This is a genomic window from Desulfarculaceae bacterium (genome assembly GCA_020444545.1).
Lineage (GTDB): Bacteria > Desulfobacterota > Desulfarculia > Desulfarculales > Desulfarculaceae > Desulfoferula.
In genome coordinates, this window is the sequence record JAHLKT010000007.1 from 15001 (window position 1) to 36633 (window position 21633).

Annotated in this window: 23 protein-coding genes and 1 other RNA gene; 5 read left to right on the plus strand and 19 right to left on the minus strand. The window is 63.6% G+C overall.

Translation table 11 applies throughout. The features are described from left to right. Positions 1-572 precede the first annotated feature (572 nt). Positions 573-929, plus strand: a complete 357-nt coding sequence (locus KQH53_17740) for a hypothetical protein (protein ID MCB2228523.1) — start codon at positions 573-575, stop codon at positions 927-929. 47 nt (positions 930-976) lie between these two features. Then, positions 977-1468, plus strand: a complete 492-nt coding sequence (locus KQH53_17745) for a DUF3795 domain-containing protein (GenBank protein MCB2228524.1) — start codon at positions 977-979, stop codon at positions 1466-1468. A 1101-nt stretch (positions 1469-2569) separates the two neighbouring features. Here KQH53_17745 and KQH53_17750 read toward each other — a convergent pair. The 4 genes from KQH53_17750 to tyrS all read right to left on the minus strand — a co-directional run bounded on the left by KQH53_17750 (position 2570) and on the right by tyrS (position 6266). Next, on the minus strand, positions 2570-3319 hold the full coding sequence (locus KQH53_17750) for a hypothetical protein (GenBank protein ID MCB2228525.1): 750 nt from the start codon (positions 3317-3319) through the stop codon (positions 2570-2572). Positions 3320-3386: 67 nt separating this feature from the next. After that, entirely contained in the window at positions 3387-3734 is a 348-nt protein-coding gene (locus tag KQH53_17755; protein ID MCB2228526.1) for a DUF4282 domain-containing protein, read from the minus strand. An 847-nt stretch (positions 3735-4581) separates the two neighbouring features. Continuing rightward, on the minus strand, positions 4582-4914 hold the full coding sequence (locus tag KQH53_17760; protein MCB2228527.1) for a hypothetical protein: 333 nt from the start codon (positions 4912-4914) through the stop codon (positions 4582-4584). Positions 4915-5039: 125 nt separating this feature from the next. Next, positions 5040-6266 carry a tyrosine--tRNA ligase gene (gene tyrS / locus KQH53_17765; GenBank protein ID MCB2228528.1) on the minus strand — a complete coding sequence of 409 codons (1227 nt, stop codon included), beginning with the start codon at positions 6264-6266 and terminating at the stop codon, positions 5040-5042. A 288-nt stretch (positions 6267-6554) separates the two neighbouring features. Between tyrS and KQH53_17770 the strand changes: the two genes are divergently transcribed. From KQH53_17770 to KQH53_17780, 3 genes are all read left to right on the plus strand, one after another. Further along, complete coding sequence (locus tag KQH53_17770) at positions 6555-6908, plus strand: carboxypeptidase-like regulatory domain-containing protein (GenBank protein MCB2228529.1); 354 nt, start codon at positions 6555-6557, stop codon at positions 6906-6908. Positions 6909-6916: 8 nt separating this feature from the next. Further along, positions 6917-7270 carry a carboxypeptidase-like regulatory domain-containing protein gene (locus KQH53_17775; protein MCB2228530.1) on the plus strand — a complete coding sequence of 118 codons (354 nt, stop codon included), beginning with the start codon at positions 6917-6919 and terminating at the stop codon, positions 7268-7270. Between the two features lie 163 nt (positions 7271-7433). Continuing rightward, positions 7434-8150 (plus strand): PEP-CTERM sorting domain-containing protein, encoded by a 717-nt coding sequence (locus KQH53_17780; protein ID MCB2228531.1) that lies wholly within the window; start codon positions 7434-7436, stop codon positions 8148-8150. Between the two features lie 164 nt (positions 8151-8314). Here KQH53_17780 and KQH53_17785 read toward each other — a convergent pair whose 3' ends face one another. The 15 genes from KQH53_17785 to atpG all read right to left on the minus strand — a co-directional run bounded on the left by KQH53_17785 (position 8315) and on the right by atpG (position 21622). Continuing rightward, a complete protein-coding gene (locus KQH53_17785; protein MCB2228532.1) occupies positions 8315-8581 on the minus strand; it encodes an RNA-binding protein in 267 nt (88 codons plus the stop codon). Between the two features lie 280 nt (positions 8582-8861). Beyond that, positions 8862-9128, minus strand: coding sequence for an RNA-binding protein (locus KQH53_17790; protein ID MCB2228533.1), 267 nt, complete (start codon positions 9126-9128; stop codon positions 8862-8864). Between the two features lie 329 nt (positions 9129-9457). Next, positions 9458-10327 carry a hypothetical protein gene (locus KQH53_17795; protein ID MCB2228534.1) on the minus strand — a complete coding sequence of 290 codons (870 nt, stop codon included), beginning with the start codon at positions 10325-10327 and terminating at the stop codon, positions 9458-9460. A 203-nt stretch (positions 10328-10530) separates the two neighbouring features. Continuing rightward, positions 10531-11316 carry a TIGR00282 family metallophosphoesterase gene (locus KQH53_17800; GenBank protein MCB2228535.1) on the minus strand — a complete coding sequence of 262 codons (786 nt, stop codon included), beginning with the start codon at positions 11314-11316 and terminating at the stop codon, positions 10531-10533. A gap of 285 nt (positions 11317-11601) precedes the next feature. Further along, positions 11602-13164: a ribonuclease Y gene (gene rny, locus KQH53_17805; protein MCB2228536.1), complete on the minus strand. Its 1563-nt coding sequence runs from the start codon at positions 13162-13164 to the stop codon at positions 11602-11604. A 231-nt stretch (positions 13165-13395) separates the two neighbouring features. Further along, a non-coding RNA gene (gene ssrS, locus KQH53_17810) (6S RNA) lies at positions 13396-13580 on the minus strand. Then, positions 13581-13862, minus strand: coding sequence for a cell division protein ZapA (locus tag KQH53_17815; GenBank protein MCB2228537.1), 282 nt, complete (start codon positions 13860-13862; stop codon positions 13581-13583). A 19-nt stretch (positions 13863-13881) separates the two neighbouring features. Further along, on the minus strand, positions 13882-14100 hold the full coding sequence (zapB, locus tag KQH53_17820; GenBank protein MCB2228538.1) for a cell division protein ZapB: 219 nt from the start codon (positions 14098-14100) through the stop codon (positions 13882-13884). Between the two features lie 88 nt (positions 14101-14188). Beyond that, positions 14189-16024 carry a glutamine--fructose-6-phosphate transaminase (isomerizing) gene (glmS, locus tag KQH53_17825; GenBank protein ID MCB2228539.1) on the minus strand — a complete coding sequence of 612 codons (1836 nt, stop codon included), beginning with the start codon at positions 16022-16024 and terminating at the stop codon, positions 14189-14191. Between the two features lie 5 nt (positions 16025-16029). Beyond that, positions 16030-16794 carry an NTP transferase domain-containing protein gene (locus KQH53_17830; GenBank protein ID MCB2228540.1) on the minus strand — a complete coding sequence of 255 codons (765 nt, stop codon included), beginning with the start codon at positions 16792-16794 and terminating at the stop codon, positions 16030-16032. Between the two features lie 118 nt (positions 16795-16912). After that, on the minus strand, positions 16913-17716 hold the full coding sequence (locus tag KQH53_17835; GenBank protein MCB2228541.1) for a 4Fe-4S binding protein: 804 nt from the start codon (positions 17714-17716) through the stop codon (positions 16913-16915). Positions 17717-17931: 215 nt separating this feature from the next. Then, entirely contained in the window at positions 17932-18609 is a 678-nt protein-coding gene (locus KQH53_17840) for a porin family protein (GenBank protein ID MCB2228542.1), read from the minus strand. Positions 18610-18811: 202 nt separating this feature from the next. Further along, positions 18812-19234, minus strand: coding sequence for a F0F1 ATP synthase subunit epsilon (locus KQH53_17845; protein MCB2228543.1), 423 nt, complete (start codon positions 19232-19234; stop codon positions 18812-18814). Between the two features lie 26 nt (positions 19235-19260). Next, a complete protein-coding gene (gene atpD, locus KQH53_17850; protein MCB2228544.1) occupies positions 19261-20685 on the minus strand; it encodes a F0F1 ATP synthase subunit beta in 1425 nt (474 codons plus the stop codon). Positions 20686-20740: 55 nt separating this feature from the next. Then, positions 20741-21622, minus strand: a complete 882-nt coding sequence (gene atpG, locus KQH53_17855) for an ATP synthase F1 subunit gamma (GenBank protein ID MCB2228545.1) — start codon at positions 21620-21622, stop codon at positions 20741-20743. Between the last annotated feature and the right edge of the window lie 11 nt (positions 21623-21633).

Sequence of the window (21633 nt, forward strand, 5' to 3'; positions counted from 1 at the left end):
ATGACTTAACCCGTCTCGACGTCTACTGTTTTTAACCCGCTATTCAGTTTTCAGAGATCAACAGGCGCAAGAATCAGTTTATCCACCCCGTCGGCCGTTGTCAAGACCAACTTAATCACCTCTGGGGTGAACTGGATTCTTGTCTTCTCTTGTTAGAGAGCTGCCTTCAGGTTTCTGCCTTCCGGCTCGCGCCGGCCCCGACAGGTTCCGTGCGGCAACGAGGGGGATAGTACCAGAACTCGTTGGTCCTGCAAGCGAAAAAAAACAATTTGGTGAAAAAAATATAAGACCCCGGCCGCCAACCGTCTCTTGGCACTCCAAGTGGTGGCCGCAAGTTCACTACTACTATATATGGGGGAGGGGGGCAACCGAAAAAATTGCGACAAAAGGTGGCAAAATCTAGCGCAAATGCCCGGAGGGGCGGTGGATATGGTCAAAAGGCATGCGGTATGGTGTTTAAAAAGACCTCCGAAAGCGCGCGGCCCATGGGAAGCTTTGACTTGGCTGTCAAAAAATAGCTAGGATGTAGTCACATTGCGGGCCGTGGGCCCGATGGAAGGACGAGAAGGCTCATGAAAAAAACCATCACCACCCTTTTTATCATCGCCGCACTGCTCATGACCGCGCCGGCGGCTTCGGCCTGGGTGATCCACAACAACACCGATTATTTGGTGGGGGTGAGCGGCAAGTGGTCCTTTGGCTTTGATAAATTCAAGATACGCCCCCGGAAGAGCCACAAAGGCGACAGCGACGCGCTCTTGATGAACGTATCGGTGAGCTATCTGTCCCAAGGCCAGCTTCGCCAGAGTTACAGCTTCAGCATCCCCGCCGACGGCCAGGCCAAGGTCTACCCGGGCAAGGTGGAGGTGTACAACGGGGCGGGCAAGGTGATCTACACCACCAACATGGACCACTTCGACTTGCGCTGAGCCGGGCGCGGACCAGGGGCCTGCCCATATATATAGGAGAGGGTAGCGTGGGCATCAATCCGTACTTCGCGGCCCCTTGCGGGCTCTACTGCGGGGTCTGCGCCATCCACCTGGCCGGGCGCGATAACAACCGCAAGTTGCAGGAAAAGCTGGTGAACCTCTACCAGGGCAACACCCCGGGCAAGGGCACTTTGCCCGGGGCCGAGAACCTGAAGCCCGAGGACATCCACTGCGACGGCTGCATGTCGGCCGAGCCGTTCTTCTTCTGCAAGACCTGCTTCATCAAGGATTGCACCAAGGACAAGGGCTACGAGGGCTGCCACCAGTGCGGCGAGTTCCCCTGCGAGTTCATCGGGAACTTCTCCATGGCCGTGGGCAAGAAGGTGATTCTGCGGGCGGTGCCCTATCGCCGCGAGCACGACACCGGGCAGTGGATGCTGGACGAGGAGGCCCGCTACCATTGCCCCCAGTGCGGGGCCCAGGCTTTCAGGGGCGCGATGCGCTGCAATCAATGCAAGAGCCCTCTTGATCTGGATTAGCTCGGGCCGGCTTCGCCAGACGCGCCTATGCTGCGTTGCGGGCGGCGCTCGCCTCCTCGGCGTATTGCATATACGCCTGCGGGCCTCGCTTGCCCGCGCCTTGCCTAGCCACGCCTGGCTGTGCCGGGGGTAGGGCGATGTAAGAAAAAGCAGGCCAGGCTTTTGCCTTTCTTTTCCCTCCCTCTTATCTCCCCAACCACCCCCCGTCGGGGTCGCACCGGGGCCGGCGTCTTCGCGCCGCATGACAGCCTGCCTCTCGCGAGCCTTTCTAGAATTTCCCGACCACCCTCCGCTTGCCCAGGTCCGCGATGAAGCCCCGCTAGCGAGCGCCTCTCGTTTGCCTCAGCTGTTATGCCGGCCCAGGGTGACCCCGGCAAAAAAGCCCGCTTTTCTTTCTTTTTCCCCATCTTCTTCTCTCATAATTGCCTTTTGAGGCCCGAACCAAAGACAAAACCAGGGAAGATCGCCACCTCGCGGCGGAAGGGCTTCCCCTTTCAGCAAACGACCGGAGCCGCCGCTCCTCGCGATGACTCGCTGTTACTGGAATTTGAGAAGAGTAAAAAACAGGGTTTGCGCCCGCCCGCTGGCGCATGGGGGTTTTTCGGGCGGGGATAAACCCCGCCCCTACATTGGCCTGGCCGCTGCATCAACGCCTTTCCGATGCACCGATCCGGAGGCCTCCCGCGAGCAGGCCCCTCTTTTTTCTCCCCCACCACCCCCCGTCGGGGTCGCCTCGGGGCCGGCATCTCCGCGCCGCATTACAGCCTGCCTCTCGCGAGCCTTTCTAGAATTTCCCGACCACCCCTCCGCTTGCCCAGGTCCGCGAGGAAGACCCGCCAGCGAGCGCCTCTCGTTTGCCTCAGCTGTTATGCCGGCCCAGGGTGACCCCGGCAAAAAAAGCCCGCTTTTCTTTCTTTTTCTTTTCTTCTCTTTGCTCCCAACCGGAGACAAAACCAGGGAAGATCGCCACCTCGCGGCGGGAGTTGCTTCCCCTTTCAGCAACCGCCCGGGGCCGCCGCTCCTCGCGATGACTCACTATTTCTGGAGCATATTTGGTGGGAGGTTGGGGGTGGTTTCGTTGCGTTCCGGGCGCGGGCGTCTCTATTCGAAGGGCCTAAAGGAGACGAAGACCTCCTTGCCGTTCAGGCGCTCCACCGCTTGGGAGATGAGGCGGTTGACCCGCGGCCCTGGCGCGGTGGGGTCAGACATGGCATCGGCCTCGGCCAGCTCGTTCGGGTCCAGGGGGTCGAAGAGAAAGGCCTGGGCGCTGACTTCCCGCGCCGCGCGTCCGGCCGGGGTGAGGCCGTAGGTGGTCACCCCGTGGCGGCTGACCACCAGCCATTCGATCTCGCCCTCGGGGTGGTGCTTCCAAAAGGCCCGCGACAACAGCTCGGCCGCGTTGATGTCCGCCACCGAGGGCAGACCCTCCTCCACGGTCTTCATCAGGCGCTTGTCCGCGTGGTAGGTCTCGCGGATGAAGGCGGTCTTGGGGTGGATGTGATACACGGCGAGGCGCGGGTGCTTTTTTAAGAGCCGGTAGACGTAGACCTCGATGCCGATGTAGTTGCCGTCCTTGGTGGTGCGCTCACAGCAGCCCAGCTCGACCCAGAGCTTCTCGCCGGGCAGGTAGGCCCATATCTCCTCGAAGCCGGGCGCGGCGCACAGGGCGCGAAGCTGGGCCTCGCCAGAGGTACGGCCGGCGTGCACCACGGCGCGCAGGGCGGGGGAGGGGTTCACCCGCAAGCGGGGCTCCACCCGCCAGGGCCGGGGCTCGGGCTCGGCCGCCGGGGCAACCCCGGCCGCCAAACAGCTTGCCAAGAGCGCGGCCGCCAGCAGGCGGGCGATGGGCATACGGCGCCTCATGAGGGCCAGCCTAGCGCCCCGTGGGGGCGGCCGCAAGTTAAAGGGCGGTTACGGCCTAGGCCTCGCCGACCCCCGGGTCCACGCTGGGGGGCGGGCCCAGGTCCGGGGCCGCGGCCGGGGTCTTGGCCGCCGCGATGTTTTCCAATAGGCCCAGCATCCGGAAAAAAACCATGATCACCTCCATGTACACCCGGGCCAGGATGGCGAACACGGCGGCCGCGATGGCCGATCCGATGAGGTACAAGAGGCCGTAGCCGAACCCGGCGGCGAAACCGGCGATCGCGGTGACCACGAACCAGATCGCCACGCCGATGAGGATGAGCACGTAGAGGATCTTGATGATGCTGGGGGTGATGAATTCCTGGAAGCTCAGGTTGAACATCTTGTGGGTGAATGAGGGCACCGGACACCTCCCTTGGCAAATAAAGACCGGGTAAGGCACGGACCGCAACCACCTATCAGCTACGGGGATTGTAGCACGCCAGGGCACAAAAAAGCCGGGGCCCATGAGCCCGAGAGACTCTCGCGCGCCAGCAGGCGGATATAAACCCCACCCATGCATTTGCCTTGTCTCTGGTTGGGAGCAAAGAAAAGAGAGGAGAAAAGAGAAAAGAAAAAGGGTTTTTTTGCTGGGATCGCCCAGGGCCGGCATAAGGGTAGGTGCCGGGGAGGGGCGCTCGTTGGCGGGGCGGGGACGCGGTGGCGAAGGGCGCGGAGAGGGGGCCTTGAAAATCGACTAGGCCCGTTGGAGGCAGGCCTAGGTGGCGCGCGGAGATGCCGGCCCAGCGGCGACCCCGGCGGTGGGGTGGTGGTGGGAGGAGAAGGAAGAGGGGGAAAGAAGCGAGGGACGGCGGTGGAATGGGAGGCCAATGTAGGGGCGGGGTTTATCCCCGCCCGAGAGACTCTCGCGCGCCAGCAGGCGGATATAAGCCCCACCCATGCATTTGCCTCGTCTCCGGTTGGGAGCAAAGAAAAGAAGGGAGAAAAGAGAAAAAAAAGGGTTTTTTTGCCGGGATCGCCCAGGGCCGGCATAAGGGTAGGTGCCGGGGAGGGGCGCTCGTTGGCGGGGCGGGGACGCGGTGGCGAAGGGCGCGGAGAGGGGGCCTTGAAAATCGACTAGGCCCGTTGGAGGCAGGCCTAGGTGGTGCGCGGAGATGCCGGCCCCGAGGCGACCCCGGCGGGGGGGTGGTGGGGGGAGGAGAAGGAAGAGGGGAGGCGGCCCAGAGAAAAGGACTGGGATAATGAGGGCTCTATTTGCCGGGATCGATCAGCCCCAGCTTGACCAGCCTGCTGCGGATGCCGCCGCTGCTGCGTTGGTGGGCCGCGGCCATGTCCTTGATCTTGTCGCCCCGCCGGAAGGCCTGGGTCAGCTCCGCGTCCTCCACCTCGGACCAGGGCTTGCCCTGATTGGCCGGGCGGTCGCTGGTCAGGGCCGGGTTTTGTAAAATCTCGCGGACGTGGTGCAGGGCCCGGATGATCTGGGGCCGGTTGATGAGGTGATCCTCCGGCAGCACCTCGCCGGTGGTGGGGTCCACCCCCTCGCTGAGCAGGCGCACCACCTTGATGGTTTCGTGCAATTCCATGTCCCCCCCTTTTATTCCCAACTTTTTCATGTTCGGCAGGTGGGTGATTGTAGCATCCCCGGGCATAAAAAAGCCGGGGCCCCGCCTGCGCGGAGCCCCGGAGAATCGTCTCGCTGGAGTTAAAGCTACTCGGGCACCACCCGGTGATGCTTCTTCTTGCCCGCGCGCAGCCAGATCGCGCCGTCCTCGCCGGCCATGTCCAGGGTGATAGGGGTGTCGAAGGCCTCCACCCGGTTCTCGCCCACATAGGCCCCGCCCTGAGTGATGAGCCGCCGGGCCTCGGAAGAGCTCTTGCACAGCCCCACCTCGTTGAAGAGCAGGAAGGCGGGCACGCCCTCGGCCAGGCGGTCCTTGGCCATGCCGGAGGTGGGCACGCCCTCGGCGTCGGCCCCGCCGCCAAAGGCCGCCTGGGCCGCCTGTTGGGCGTTCTTGGCCTCGGCCTCGCCGTGCACGATCTTGGTCACCTCGTAGGCCAGCACCTGCTTGGCCTGGTTGATGGCCGCGCCCTCCAGCCGGGCCAGTTCGTCCACCTGGTCCATGGGCAGGAAGGTGAACAGCTTGAGGAAACGCTCCACGTCGTCGTCGGTGGTGTTCACCCAGTACTGATAGAAGTCGTAGGGGCTGGTGCGCTCCGGGTCCAGCCACACCGTGCCCGCGTGGGTCTTGCCCATCTTCTGGCCGGTGCTGGTGGTGATGAGCGGGAAGGTGAGGCCGTAGACGGTCTGGCCCACCATGCGGCGGGTGAGGTCCACCCCGGCCACGATGTTGCCCCACTGGTCGTTGCCGCCCATCTGGAGGCGGCAGCCGTGGTGCTTGCACAGGTGCATGAAGTCGTAGGCCTGGAGGATCATGTAGTTGAATTCGATGAAGCTCAGGCCGGTCTCCAGGCGCAGCTTCACGCTCTCGGCGGCCAACATGCGGTTCACCGAGAAGTGGCGGCCCACGTCGCGGAGCATCTCGATGTAGTTCAGCGGGGCCAGCCAGTCGGCGTTGTTGACCATGACCGCCTTATCGTCGCCGAACTCCAGGAAGGGGGTCAGCTGCTCTTTGATGGCCTCGGCGTTGGCGGCCAGCTCCTCCAGGGAGAGGATCTTGCGCATCTCGGTCTTGCCCGAGGGGTCGCCCACCATGCCCGTGCCCCCGCCCACCAGCACGATGGGCCGGTGCCCGGCGCGTTGGAGGTGCACCAGGCTCAGGATGGGGATGAGGCTGCCCACGTGCAAAGAGGTGGCGGTGGGGTCGAAGCCGATGTAGCCCAGCACGGTCTCGCTGTTGAACAGTTTGCCCAGCTCCACCTCGTCGGTGCACTGGGCCACATAGCCGCGCTCCAGGAAAGTATCGTACACGCTCACGTCAAACGCCTCGTTTTCTTTGGCAAGATTGCACCGGCGGCGATGGCCGCCCCTGGTGATATAACCCGCACGGCGGGCCTTGTCGAGGGGAATCCGGGTATGTGCGTCAGCGTCTCGGGGCGGAGCCCCGATAGTGGTAGGCCTGGGAATAGTTGCGCGCTTGGCTGGTCATGACAAGGGGCATTATAGCGGGGACGCGGCGCCGGGGGCAATGGCAATCAGCCTCGGGGAGATTAGCTTATAATAGATGAAGGCATTAGTCCGCGCGGGCGGGAAGGGAGAAGCCGCTTGACCAAGAAATTTCTATGGCTGACGTTGGGGAGCCTGGCGGCCTTGTGCCTGCTGGCCGCGCCGGTCACGGCCGGCGCCGAGGCCCGGGGCAACCTGCGGGTGGTGGTGGTGGGCCATATGGGCGCGCCCCTGGCCCAGGCCGGGGTGATGCTGGTCGGCCCGGAGCGCCAGCGCAACCGGGAGACCGGCTTCGACGGGGTGGTGGAGTTCCCCCTGATCCCCCAGGGGGTCTACGAGGTCCAGGTGATCAAGGCCAAGATGCAGCGCGTGGTGCGCACCGGGGTGGTGGTGCGCCAGGGGCAGACCATGACCCTGCGCATCGAGATGCGCCCCCAGGGCCAGGGCATGTGAGGAACGGGGTGACACGGCGCGTTTTCCTGGGCCTGGTTCTGGCCTGGCTGGCCCTGGCCGTTGCCACGGCGGCGGCGCCCGCCCGGGCCGGGCAGGAGGCCAGCCTGGTGGTGGAGGTGAGCAGCTTTCGGGGGGGCTATCTCTTCGGGGTTTCGGCCCGCCTGAGCGGGCCGGACCGGGAGCGCCTGGGGTTCAGCGACGACCGCGGCCAGGTGCGTTTCGATTCCCTGCCGCCCGGGAGCTACGACTTGGAGCTCAGGCTGCGGGGCTATCGGCCCACCTACCACAGAAGCATCAGCTTGCGCGCCGGAGAGAGCCTGCGCATCCGGGAAAGCATGCCCAGCCTGGCGGGCCCCCGCTGAGGCGGACGGCCCGACCCAAAGGCCCCTGCCCGGCGGCCCGGGGCGAGCTCAGCGACAATTTACTGTATTAGTTGGGAAAAAATTCATATAAGTTGTGTGAGCCTACCAACGTGCTTATAATTAAGTCACTGCCCCGGGAGATTCCTCATAAGGAGAAGAGAAAGTGGCGCGGTTCGCTAAGTTTATAATTACAGCGCTATTGCTGCTGGGGCTGGCTCTTCCCGCCGGGGCCGACATCATCCAGGTGCAGTCCTTTGGTCCGCAGACGCCCAAGTATTTCCCCAACTTGACTTTCAACCAGTTCAGCGGGAACGTGGCGGACCTGACCGGTATCACCGTTTCCCTGCGCTTGACCACCTCCGGCGGTTTGGGGCAGGTGGACAACGAGAGCGGCAGCACGGCCACGGTGACGGTTGACTTCGGCACCAGCGGCTTCCTCATCGGGGGCGGCGTGGTCTTGCCCAGCCTGCTGACCAGCCCCACTACCTCTGTGAAGGCGGTCACCACCGGCTCGTTCACCCTGGGGCCCAACGACGGCGACGGCCTGGGGGTGCAGAGCGGCGGCTCGGACTATGCCTACGTGGTGGGCCAGAACGTGACCAACAGCCTGAGCGGCAGCGTGCCCACCATCAGCTGGGGCGGCTACATCGGCAGCGGCACCTTCAACATCATCGGGTACATCGACACCTACCTGAAGGTGAGCGGGGCCAGCGGCATCAGCCAGGGCTCCACCCCGCCCACGGTGAGCGGCGATGTGACCGTGACCTATCAGACCACCGGCGGAAGCGCCTCCACCCCCGAGCCGGCGAGCCTGTTGCTCCTGGCCAGCGGGTTGGGCGGCCTGGCCGGCTGGCGCTATCGCCGCCGCCGCAAGGAGTAGGCAGCCACAGCGGCATTAGCTGATTATCCAAGCTCAAGCGCCCCGGTCCCGGATGGGATCGGGGCTTTGCTTTGGGGGGGTCACAAAAAAATCCCGCCTCGCGGTTAGCGAAGCGGGATCTTTGGCAGCCGGACCCAAGGGCCCGGCTGCGCGCGGGCAGTTTCCTACCAGCGATTGTCCTGGCGGGGCTCGCGGGGCTTGGCGGCGTTGACCTTGAGGGTGCGGCCCTCGAAGTCCTTGCCGTCCAGAGCCGCGATGGCCTCGTCGGCGCCGGAGCTCATCTCCACGAAACCGAAGCCGCGGGAGCGGCCGCTTTCGCGGTCGGTGATGACCCGGGCGGAATCCACATCGCCGTGCTGCTCGAACAGGCCACGCAGGGTTTGGTCGTTGGTGTCAAAGGAAAGATTGCCCACGTAAAGATTCTTGCTCATTAAACAAAACTCCAAAAAAAGAAAAATGGTCGCTCCGCCAACCTTGGCGGAACTTCGAACCAGCGAGCCCAAGTTTTTTGCTGAGTGTGCGGCCCAATGGCCGGGTTGACCAGCGGTGGTCTTTGGCTGGGTGGTAGCTGAGGGAAAGCTTATGCCTAAAAACCCCTGTGTCAACTTATATTTTCGGCGGCGGCCATGGGGCAAAAAAATCCCGCCTCGCGGTTGGCGAAGCGGGATCTTTTTGCAGCCGGCCCGAGGGACCGGCTTCGCGGGCGGATTCCTACCAGCGGTTGTTCTGGCGGGGCTCGCGGGGCTTGGCCTCGTTGACCTTGATGTTGCGGCCTTCGAAGTCCGTGCCGTCCAGGGCCTTGATGGCCTCTTCGGCGCCGGAGCTCATCTCCACGAAGCCGAAGCCACGGGAGCGGCCGGTCTCGCGGTCGGTGATGACCCGCGCGGAGTCAACCTCGCCGTACTGCTCGAAAAGGCCCTGCAGGGTTTGGTCGTTGGTGCTGAAGGAAAGGTTGCCCACGTAAAGATTCTTGCTCATTAAACAAAACTCCAAAAAAGGATATAGGGTCGCACCGCCTCCGTTGGCGGGGCTTTCGACCAACGAGCCCAAGTTTTCGGCTGAGTGTGCGGCGCGGAGGCCAGCATGACCAGCGGTAGCCTTTGGCTGGATGGTAGGTCTATGACCAGCTTATGCCTAAAAACCCGGGTGTCAACTAATATTTTTGATGGGGGTGGGGAAGGGGCGGCACGGCGGGGCGGAAAAAGAGGCCAGGTAAGGAAAAAAAGAGAAAGCCTAAAGTTGAGGTGGGGCGCTGGCATTGGGCCGCTTGCGAGTGCGGCTCGCCTGACAACAGGAAATTGTCGGGGTTACCCGCTTTCGATTTCTTCGCTGCAGATGCTGGCCTGGCCCTCACCTCCTGGACACACATGACCAAATATAGGACACTCCGCCTCTCCGCGATCGAAGGGCATGTTTTCTATACAGTGCTCCCAGGGGCATGCAATGCCATATTTTTGGTGGTTTTTCAGAGGGGTGAAATCGTTCGAATAACCCAGGCAAAACGTTTTATTTACTTCAGCAGTCAAATCAATAATTTTTATTGCGATGTCATAAGAGACTTCCGCACCGTGAATCGCTTCGTTGCACATTTTGGTTATATTTTGTAATGCTTTTAGTTGGGCAGAGTTCATCCAGTCATTTTTTCCATACAAACTAATAATTTTGCCGAGTGAATATTTAGAGGTGTCCTCACTAGCATCTTTACTCCACAATTTAAACTTTTTCTCTATTTCTATCCGCAATGCGGCTAGCGCCAGTACCGGGTCGGTCTCTGCCAATGCACGCGGACTTGAGAGATCAAAGAATTGATCTGAAAGGTATTCACCATCAGCTTCTAGCTTTTTTAGTGATGATTTGCCTGATGAATTATCTGGATTTATGTCTATCGGGTAACATTCTTTGCCTGATTTATTTAATAATTGCTTTCCTTGCCTGACTTTTAGTGCGGATTGTTCACTTTCTGTGAGAACCTTTTTTGTCCTTTCAATTGTATCTTTGAATTCAAACTCTGTACCTGGCAATTTAGCTTTTTTAAGAAATCGTGCAAAAAAAGGGATAGAGAAAATAAAATAAATTGTTACAACGACCCAGTCCACCGTAAACCAGGAAAAACTGAGCCCCCGTAAGGCCAACAAACAGATTCCAATTATAATTACTAACCAGCCGTGAGCCCCCATTATTTGCCTTCAGCCAAAGATTTACATTGGCGATAGTTCCTTCTGTTATATCATTAGCAGCATAACATATAGCATACATTACTGGACTATTTTTAACGTGGCCGTTCCGTGCTGTTGCTGTTAAACGACGGCTACAATCCTTAGGTTGGTATGAATTGGTAACAGCTGTTTGACCCTAGCAAGCCAGCCCGTGGGCAGCTATCCTACCCCAGCTTTTCGTGCACTCGCTCTATGGCCGTGGCGCGGCCTGTGGTCTCGTCGATGGTGACCAGGGTGGCGTCCATGGCCGCGGGGCCGCCGGCCACCTTGAAGGGCAGGGGGCGGAACTCGCGCAAGCGGAAGGTGGCGGTGGCCGGGTCCATGCCGATCACCGACTCGTAGGGCCCGGTGAGGCCCACGTCGGACTGATAGGCGGTGCCCCCGGCCAGGATGCGCTCGTCGGCCGTGGGCACGTGGGTGTGGGTGCCCAGCACCGCGCTGACCCGGCCGTCCAGATAGCGCCCCAGGGCCTGCTTCTCGCTGGTGGCCTCGCCGTGCATGTCCACCAGGATCACCTTGAGCGCCTTTAGCGGTCCGGCCAGAATCTCGTCGGCCGCGCGGAAGGGGTCCTCCAGGGGGTTCATGAACACCCGGCCCTCCAGGTTCATCACCCCCACCCGGCGGCCGCTCTTGGTGGTGGCCACGGTCCAGCCCTTGCCCGGCGCTTCGCCGGGGTAGTTGGCCGGGCGGATGATGCGCGGCTCCTCATCCAGCACCTGGCGCAGGTCTTTGTAGCGCCAGACATGGTTGCCCGTGGTGATGACCCCCACCCCGTGGGTGAAGATCTCCGCGGCCACCGAGGCGCTGAGCCCCAGGCCGCCCGAGGCGTTCTCGCCGTTGGCGATGACCAGGTCCACCCCCAGGCGCTGGCGCAGGCCGGGCAACACGCTCTTGAGGCAACGCCGCCCCGGAGAGCCGAAAACGTCCCCTATCATCAGAAGCTTAAGCATGGTGGGCAATCCTGGGCGGCTGGGGAGACTCTTGGGGAAAACCTTTTTTGAAAAAAAGGTTTTCCCCAAACCCCATTCCAAAAAACTGTGGGCAAAACGCCGCCGCTGGCCCAGCAAGGCTGGGCGGCGCGTCGGCCTTTTGCCACGGTTGGAAGGGGGTCATGTGGCTGCCAGTCAGGTTGTTTTTCGTCCGCGTTCCGGCGCGGCGGAAAACAACCGTGAAAGTCTTTTGAGGGGGTCTGGGGGGACTTTTCTCCAGAAAAGTTCCCCCAGCCTCATAAAAAGCTACTTGGCGTAGTCCACGGCGCGGGTTTCGCGGATGACCGTGACCTTGATCTGGCCGGGGTACATCAGCTCTTCCTCGATCTTGCGGGCCACGTCGTGGGAGAGCATGAGGGCCAGGTCGTCGTTGGTCTTTTCCGCCTCCAGCACGATGCGCAGCTCGCGGCCGGCCTGGATGGCGTAGGCGTTGGCCACGCCCTCGTGCACCGTGGCGATGCGCTCCAGGTCTTCCAGGCGCTTGACGTAGGACTCGAGCATCTCGCGGCGGGCGCCGGGGCGGGCGCCGCTCAGGGCGTCGGCCGCCTGCACCAGCACATCCAGCACGCTATCCGGGGCCACGTCCTCGTGGTGGGCGGCCAGGGCGTGGACGATGTGGGGCTTTTCGCCGTAGCGCCGGGCCAGGTCCGCGCCAATCACCGCGTGGGGGCCTTCGATCTCGTGGTCCACCGCCTTGCCGATGTCGTGCAGCAGGCCCGCCCGCTTGGCGGCCTGGGTGTCCAGGCCCAGCTCGGAGGCCATGATGCCGCAGAGGAAGGCCACCTCCAGGGAGTGGACCAGCACGTTCTGGGCGTAGGAGGAGCGGTAGCGCAAGCGGCCGATCAGCTTAACGATCTCGGGGTGGATGCCGTGCACGCCCACGTCGAAGGTGGCCTGCTCGCCGGCTTCCTTCACGCTGGCCTCCACCTCGGTCTCGATCTTCTTGACCACCTCCTCGATGCGCGCGGGGTGGATGCGGCCGTCGGAGATGAGGCGCTCCAGGGAGCGGCGGGCCACCTCGCGCCGGAGGGGGTTGAAGCCGCTGATGATCACCGCCTCGGGGGTGTCGTCGATGATCAGGTCGATGCCCGTGGCCGCCTCGATGGCCCGGATGTTGCGGCCCTCGCGGCCGATGATGCGGCCCTTCATCTCGTCGTTGGGCAGCGCCACCACGCTCACGGTCTTTTCCACCGCGTAATCGCCGGCATAGCGCTTACAGGCCAGGGCCAGGATTTCCTGGGCCTTCTTCTGGGAGGCCTCCTTGGTCTCGGCCTCGATGCGCACCAGGGTCTTGGCGCTCTCGTGGCGGGCCTGGGACTCGATGGTGGAGATGAGCTCGGCCTTGGCCTGGTCCTGGGTCATGGCCGCGATGCGCTCCAGGGTGGCCTTTTCCTCGGCCACCATCTTCTCGTATTCGCCGAGGCGGGCCTCGGCGTCACTGCGCATCTGGGTCAGCTCGGTGTCGCGCTTGTGGTAGTCGTCCTCGCGCTCGTCCAGGTGAGAGCTCTTGCGGTCGAGGGTCTCCTCCTTCTTGTCCAGGCGCTTTTCCATGGAGGCCAGCTCGGCGCGGCGCTCCTTGGTCTCGGCTTCCAGCTCCAGCTTCATCTGGTAGAGCTGGTCCTTGGCCTGCAAGAGGGCTTCTTTTTTCAGGGTCTCGGATTCGCGGCGGGCGTCGTCCACCATCTTTTGGCTCAGGGCCTCCACCGACTCCAGCCGGCTGGCCGCTTGCCGCAAGCGGATGATGTAACCGAGCGCCACCCCGAGCAGGAGGGCCAGAATTATCCCGGCCAAGGCAAGGGGTGTAGACATGGGGCCTCCTTTATCTGTGCAAGGAGACCGAGGCCTTGACCGGGCCCGTCATCGCTTTTTCCCTCGCCTTTCACTAGGGCGCATGCCCTGTTGGCCTACCGGCCGGGCGGCCGTACCGGGCGTGGGGTGCAGCACGCCTTCCCTCTGCTTGGGGGGATGGGCAGGCTGCCGGGAAAATGCTTTGGGCTCATGATCATCTATCGGCTTGGCGCCGCTGAAGCGGTTTTTTAAAGGTCCCCCGCCTCTGCCGTGGGGCGGTCACTTTTTGAACCTGTCGGAACAGGTGGGCCGGGCGTGAATCCGGTTCGAGCGACCCCTTGGGGTGCTGCCACCGGGTATCAGTGGCATTCGGCCCGTTATCTTGAGTGTTGGCTCAAAATGACTGTCCCGCCTGTACACGAACAGGGCAGGGGCGCCTAAGCCTTCCGCTCCTCAATCATCTTGAGGAGTCTTTCGGTTTTCGCCTCGATCTCCTGAGACAGTTTCTCCTGCTGATCCTGTAGTTGCAGGAGCTCGTGAGTTATGTTCAGGGCGGCCAGCACCGCGGCCGCCAGAGTCGAGGAGGTGTTGGTGGTGGCCAGCACCTCGTTGAGCCGGTCGTTGAGCAAGGCCGCTACTTGGCGGACCCTTTCCTCGCCCGCGTCGGAGCGCAGGACGTACTCGTTGCCGAGTATCTCTACGGTAACCGCCTTGGGCAATTCAGCTTCCGGCCCCGATCTATAATGTCTCCAACTTGGCCAAGAGTTGTTCCACCCGTTTGCGCACCTGGTCCCGTTCGGCGTCGCCTTCGGCCAGGAGCTGATTCATCTCGGCCAGTTCCTTGTCTTTTTCTTCCAGACGGCCGCGCAGCTCGCCGTTTTCTCCACTCAGCTCGCTCAGGCGGCCCAGAAGCTCTTCTATCTTTTTCTCAAGCAGGTTGAACGTGTTGAGGTCCATGGATTAGTTTACCTTTTCTGCCATGTCCAAATCTAGGGGATGAATCGGGTTGGCGCAAGGAGATAATTGGAACAAGCTCACCAAATTGTCACTCCACGGTGACGCTCTTGGCCAAATTGCGCGGCTGATCCACGTCGGTCCCCCGGATCACGGCCACGTGATAGGCCAAAAGCTGCAAGGGCACCGTGAGCACCACCGGGGCCAGCAGGGGCGGGCAGTGAGGCACCCCGATGACCGCGTCGGCCAGGCCGCAGGCCGCCTGGTTGTCCGCTTCGGTGAGGGCGATGAGCTGTCCTTGGCGGGCGCGCACCTCCTGCATGTTGGAGAGCACCTTCTCCAACACGTCGTTCTTGTTGGCTAAAACCACCACGGGCATCTCCTGGTCGATCAGGGCGATGGGCCCGTGTTTCATCTCGCCGGCGGGGTAGCCCTCGGCGTGGATGTAGCTTATCTCCTTGAGCTTGAGCGCGCCTTCCAGGGCGATGGGGTAGCAGAGCCCCCGGCCCAGGTACAAAAAGTCGGTGGCCTGGGCGTATTTCTCGGCCACCTCGCGCACCGCTTCCTCGTTTTCCAGGGTCTGTTGCAGCAGGCCGGGCAGGCTTACCAGGTCGTTGATAAGCTCGCGGCCTTGCTCGCTATCCAGAGCGCCGCGCACCCGGCCCAGATGCACGGCCAGCATGTAGAGCACCACCAGCTGGGTGGTGAAGGCCTTGGTGGAAGCCACCCCGATCTCGGGCCCGGCGTGGGTGTAGACCACGCCAGCGGCCTCGCGGGTGAGGGTGGAGCCCACCACGTTGCAGATGGCCACGGCCTTGGCGCCCTTGCCCGTGGCCTCGCGCAAGGCGGCCAGGGTGTCGGCGGTCTCGCCGGACTGGCTGATGGCCACCACCAGGTCGCCGGGCCCCACCAGGGGGTCGCGGTAGCGGAACTCGCTGCCCAGGTCCACCTCGGCCGGAATGCGGGCCAGGCCCTCGAGCCAGAACTTGCCCACCAGGGCGGCGTGCCAGGAGGTGCCGCAGGCCAAAAGCACCAGGCGCTTGATTCCCTTGAGGTCTTCGGGGGTGAGCCCCAGGTCGGGCAGGAACACGTCGTCCTCGCCGGCCTTGGCCCGGCCGCCGATGGTGTCCACCAGGGCGCGGGGCTGCTCGAAGATCTCCTTTTGCATGAAGTGCTTGTACCCGGCCTTCTCGGCCATGGCCGGGGACCAGGAGATGGTGTCCACCGGGCGCTCCTGGAGCTTGCCCGCCAGGTCGCTGATGGCGTACTCGCCGTCCCGGATCACCACCAGATCGCCGTCGTGTAGGAAAACCACCCGGTTGGAGTGGGCCAAAAAGGCGGGCACGTCCGAGGCCAGGAAAAACTCGCCCGGCTCGCCCAGGCCCAGCACCAGGGGCGAGTCCTTGCGCGCCCCGATGATCAGGCCGGGCTGGGCGCGGTCCAGGATGACCAGGGCGTAGGAGCCCCGGATGCGCCCCAGGGCCCGGCGCACCGCCGCCTCCAGGCCGCTGCCCTTGCGCCGCTCATCGGCGATGAGCACCGCCGCGATCTCGGTGTCGGTCTCGGAGACGAAGTTGTGCCCCGCCTGGGTCAGCTCCTGCTTGAGCTCCAGGTAGTTCTCGATGATGCCGTTGTGCACCACGGCCACGTCGCCGTGCAGATGGGGGTGGGCGTTGGTCTCGCTGGGGCGGCCGTGGGTGGCCCAGCGGGTGTGGCCCATGCCCAGGTGGCCGCTCAACGGATCCTTGGCCAACTTGTCGGCCAGGCGGCTGAGCTTGCCCTCGGCCCGGCGCACCGCGAAATCGCCTTCCGGGGTGACCACGGCCAGCCCGGCGCTGTCATAGCCCCGGTACTCCAGGCGGGCCAGGCCGTCCATGATGACCTCCGGCGCCTCGCCGGGCCCCAGGTAGCCGATAATGCCGCACATTGCCTCTAGTCCCCTTTGCCGCCGTTGGCGGCCCAACGCCGCTCCATGGCGGCCAGCTCGTCCCTGGAATTGATGCCCCGCAGCTCCTCGGGGTCCGGGGCCACGGCGTAGCCCACCTTGTAGCCCCGCGCACCCAGTATCTCGGCCAGGTCGGTGAGATAGTATTCCTTCTGGTCGTTCTCCGTGGAGAGCAGGGGCAGGCCCGTCCGCATGGCCTGGGCGGTGGCCACGATGATGCCCGAGTTCACCAGGGTGATCTTCTTCTCTTCCTCGCTGGCGTCGCGCTCCTCCACGATGCGGCTGAGCTGGCCGCGCTGGTCGAAGATCAGGCGGCCATAGGGCGGGGGCGGGTCAAGGTCCATGGCCAGGACCGTCTCGTCGTTGCCCTGCTCCCGGTGGGTGTCGATGATGGCCTGGGCCGTGGAGCGCCTCATGCCGGGCACGTCGCCATAGAAGATGATCACGTCGCCCTGGAAGCCCTCCAGCGCGGGCATGGCGGCCATGACCGCGTGGCCCGTGCCCAGCTGGGGCTCTTGCAGGGCGAAGAAAAGGTGTTCGCGCCCGGCCAGTTGGGCCTCCACCAGCTCCGCGCCGTGGCCCACCACCACCACGGTGCGGGCGGCGCCCAGCTCCTCGGCCAGGTCCACCACCCAGTCGATCATGGGACGGCCCGCCAAGGGGTGCAAAACCTTTGGCAAATCCGATTTCATGCGGGTGCCCTTGCCCGCAGCTAGGATCACCACCGCCAATTCAGGTAGCTTAGTGTTCATAAGGCCCTATGTTATTGGTTTAAAGGGCGTTAGGCAAGAGGCGAGAGGGGCCGCTAAGCGAATGTAAGAAATATGAAATGCGGGATCGCCGGGGCCCCGGGGGCGCGGGCCCCGGGGGCTACACCCCGAAGACCTGGGGCTCCTTGCGCTCGGCGCAGTTCTCCACCAGCCAGTTGGTGACCTTGGACATCTGGGGCGCTTCCCAGACCCGCGCGGTGGTGGGGCAGTTCTTCACGCAGGCGGTGCAGCGGATGCAGAGCGCCACCTCGGTGGTCACCTCGTCCTCCACGGTGATGGCCCCGGTGGGGCACACGGCGGCGCAGGTGCCGCAGAGGATGCAGAGGTCTTCCTTGGTGACCGGCGAAATCTCCATGGCCATGGGGCCGCCCTCGTAGGGGAAGCGGCCCGGGATCTCCGGGTCGGCCAAATCGTCGGGCGAGGCCGCGCCGGCCAGCTTGTCCTTGATCTTCTGGCCGAAATCACGCGCCTTTTGCAGATCCTCCGCGTCCGGGCGGCCGTTGGCGACGGGCATCTCCGGGGTGGCGAAGGAGTGCTCGCCCACAAAGGCGGCCCCGGCCACGGGCTTGAAGCCCAGCTCCGCGGCCAGGTTCTTCAGCTCCAGGAGCGCGTCCTCGAACTCGCGGTTGCCGTAGAGCACCACCGGCACGGCCAGGGCGCCGTTGCCCGATAGCTTGCTCAGGCGGGCGATGGCCTCGGCCGGCACCCGGCCGCCGTAGACCGGCACGCCCAGGACGACCAGCTCGTCGCCGCAGGGGGCGATGTCCCGCGCCGCGTCCTCGGGCAGGGTCAGGTTGAGGTTGCTCACGTTGTCCACGCCGAGGCCCTGGGCCACGGCCTTGAGCACCTTCTGGGTGGTCCCGGTGGGCGAGAAGTAGACTAGAGTCACCTTGTTTATCTGCATGAGTCGTCTCCTAGAGTCGGCACGGGAACGGTTCGAGGCCACAAGGGATATGGTAGGAGGTTAAACAACGATAAGCAAGGGGGATTGGGAAGGCCTGGTCAAACCTGTCATGGGAGATCAGCGGCCCCCCAACCAAAAAAGCGGCCGCCCCTTAAAGGAGCAGCCGCGGTCGGTTGGTCGTATGGGTCTGGGGCACGGTTGCCCCGCCGCCCGGGCTAGTTGAACCCGAAGAACCAGGTGATCCCCAGTAACAACTGGAAGTTGTTCAGCTTGTATTCGGTCTTGGAGAAGGTGCCCAGGCTGCCGGTGGCCAGGTCGCTGTCCACGGTCAGCCACCAGTAACGCGCCCCCAGGCTCAGCATCCAGTTGTCGGAAAGGCTATAGCCCACCCCGGTGCCCAGGAAATAGGCCGCGTTGTCGGAGGTGGAAAGGTTCACCGACTCCCCCAGCCCGGTCTGCATGTCGTTGATGCCCTTTTCCTTGTCCGAGCTGGTGAAGGTATAGCCCACCCCACCCTCGCCGAACCAGGTGAATTGCTGGCCCAGCTTCAGGCGGTAGCGCCCCACCAGGTAGACCGGCACCGCGTTGATGGTGGACCAGTCCTCCTCGCTGCGGCCGCTACGGGCGGCCTTGGTCAAAAAGCTCAGGTACTGGGCGCCGACGCCCACCTCCACTCCGCTGGCAAAGGAGTAATAGGCCTCGCCGCCCACGGTCCAGGTGGAGTCCATGGAGCTGGAGTTGGGGCCGCTGTCGCCGTCCCGGCCGTCAATGGGGTTGCTTTCGGTGCCCGTGGCCCAGCCGCCGAACAGGGAGAGCGCGGCCTTGCCTTGGGCCAGGGCGGGCGTGGCGGTCAGCAACACGATTACCAGGAGCAATGAGAACTTTTTCAACACGATTTTCCTCCCAAATAATTGCCGTACGCCAGCACCGGACCTGGGCGGTAAAGGCATCATAGCCTATATCAGGGGGCATACAAACCAGCAAATTGGGGCAAGGGAGGCCGCCCCGCGCCCAATGAGCCGGCTCACTAGCACAAAAAAAGCGGCCGCCCCTTTCGGGACGGCCGCAGTCGGTTGGTCGTATGGGTCTGGGTGGTTAGCCGAGCGGGCCGCTGGCGCGCTCCGCGGTGCGCAGGCGCAGCATGGCCCTTTGCAGGGCCGCCTCGGCACGGACGTAGTCCATCTCCTCGGCGCGGGCCTTTTCCATGCGTTGCTGGGCCCGTTCGCGGGCGCGCTGGGCGCGGTCGATGTCGATCTCGCGGGCCAGCTCGGCCGCTTCGGCCAGGATGGTCACCTTCTCGCCGGTCACCTCGGCGAAACCGCCGGCGACGGCCGCAAAGTCGGTGTCGTTGCCGTCCTTGAAGCGCATCTCGCCGACGGCCAACGAGGCCAGGAAGGGCACGTGGCCGTGCAGCACGCCGAACTCACCGTCCACGCCGGTGGCCACCACCACGTCCACTTCTTTGGACAACAGCAGCTTGTCCGGGGTGACCACTTCCAGCAGTATCTTGTTGGCCATGGGTATACCGTCCCCTCGCTAGGCTACTAGTCTTCGTCGCCCTTGAGCTGACGGGCGCGCTCCTCGGCCTCCTCGATGCCGCCGACCATATAGAAGGCCTGCTCGGGAAGGTCGTCGTGCTTGCCGTCCACGATCTCCTTGAAGCCGCGGATGGTCTCCTCCAGCTTCACGTACTTGCCGGGGGTGCCGGTGAAGGTCTCGGCAACGTGGAAGGGCTGGCTCAGGAAGCGCTGGATGCGCCGGGCGCGGGCCACGGTCAGCTTGTCCTCTTCCGAGAGCTCGTCCATACCCAGAATGGCGATGATGTCCTGGAGGTCTTTGTACTTCTGCAGGATCATCTGCACCTGGCGGGCGGTGTTGTAGTGCTCCTCGCCCAGGTAGTTGGGGTCGAGGATGCGGCTGGTCGAGTCCAGCGGGTCCACTGCGGGGTAGATGCCCAGCTCGGCGATCTGGCGCGAGAGCACCACGGTGCCGTCCAGGTGGGCAAAGGTGGTGGCCGGCGCGGGGTCGGTCAAGTCGTCCGCGGGCACGTACACGCACTGCACCGAGGTAATGGAACCCTTGGTGGTGGAGGTGATGCGCTCCTGCAGCTCGCCCAGGTCGGTACCCAGGGTGGGCTGATAACCCACGGCGGAAGGCATGCGGCCCAGAAGCGCCGACACCTCGGAACCCGCCTGGGTGAAGCGGAAGATGTTGTCGATGAACAGGAGCACGTCCTGGCCCTGCTCGTCGCGGTAGTACTCGGCCGCGGTAAGGGCGGAGATGGCCACGCGGGCGCGGGCGCCGGGAGGCTCGGTCATCTGACCGTAGATCAGGGCGGCCTTGTCGATAACGCCCGAATCCTTCATCTCGTGGTAGAGGTCGTTGCCCTCACGGGTGCGCTCGCCCACACCGGCGAACACCGAGATGCCGCCGTGCTGCATGGCGATGTTGTGGATCATTTCCATCATGATGACGGTCTTGCCCACGCCGGCGCCGCCGAACATGCCCATCTTGCCGCCGCGGGGGAAGGGCACCAGAAGGTCGATAACCTTCACGCCGGTCTCCAGCACGTTGACCGTGGTGTCCTGGTCGACGAGGGAGGGAGCGGGGCGGTGGATGGGGTAGTACTCGGTGGCTTCCACCGGGCCCAGGCCGTCCACGGGGCGGCCCACCACGTTGAGCACGCGGCCCAGGGTGGGGTTGCCCACGGGCATCATGATCGGCTCGCCGGTGTTCTTGACCGGCAGGCCGCGGGTAAGGCCCTCGGTGACGTCCATGGCGATGCAGCGCACCACGTTGTCGCCCAGGTGCTGCGCCACCTCCACCACCAGGTTATCTTCTTGATCGTTGATACCCGGGTTGGAGATCAAAAGGGCCGAGAGAATCTCGGGCAGTTGGCCGTCGGCGAACACGACGTCCACCACCGGGCCAATTACCTGAGTGATCTTTCCACTGTTAACTATTTCCATGACCAACCGGCCTCCTAAAGAGAAGCGTTAGCTATATAAATCCTTGTACCAGAGCCTAACCGGACTTCAGGGCCTCGGCGCCGCCCACGATGTCCATCAACTCCGCGGTGATGGCCGCCTGGCGGGCCTTGTTGAAGACCTGGGTCAGGTTCTGGATTAGTTCCTTGCAGTTCTTGGTGGCGTTGTCCATCGCCGCCATGCGGGCCCCGTTCTCGCTGGTGGAGGTCTCCAGCAAGCCGCTGTAAACCCGCACGTTTAGGTAGCGGGGCAACAGGTCCACCAGGATCTCCTCGGCCGAAGGCTCGGTGAGGTACTCCACGGAAGCCGCGTCCTCGGCATCGTCGCCCACCATCTCCGGGGAGATGGGCAGGAGCCGCTCCACGGTGGGGATCATGGAGATCAGGGACTGGAAGCGCGAGTAGATCATGTAGACCTCTTGCACTTCGCCGGACAAAAAGGCGTTGAGCCCCAGCCGGGCCACCTGAGTGGCCAGGTCGAAGTCCACCACGTTCATGGCCCCGGGCATCTGGGCGGCAAACTCGACCTTGCGCCGCTTGAAGAAGTCGATGCCCCTGCGGCCGATCGCATAGAAGGCGACTTCCTTGCCCTCGCTCTTTTTCTCGGTAAGGAACTTTTGGGCCTTGAGAATCAGGTTCATATTGAACGAGCCGCAAAGCCCGCGGTCGGCGGTGATCAGGATCAGGCCGACCCGGTCCACGGTCTCGGGCTGGGCCAGGAGCGGATGGGCCTCGGAATCGAGCCCCTCGCTCAGGCTGCCCAGGACCTCGCTGAACTTGTCGGCGTAGGGGCGGAAGCGCTCGGTGCGTTCCTGCACCTGGCGCAGCCGCGCCGCGGCCACCATGTTCATGGCCCGGGTGATCTGCCTGGTCTTTTTGACCGCCGAGATCTTGTTTTGTATGTCGCGAAGTGCCGCCATGTCAGCCGCCC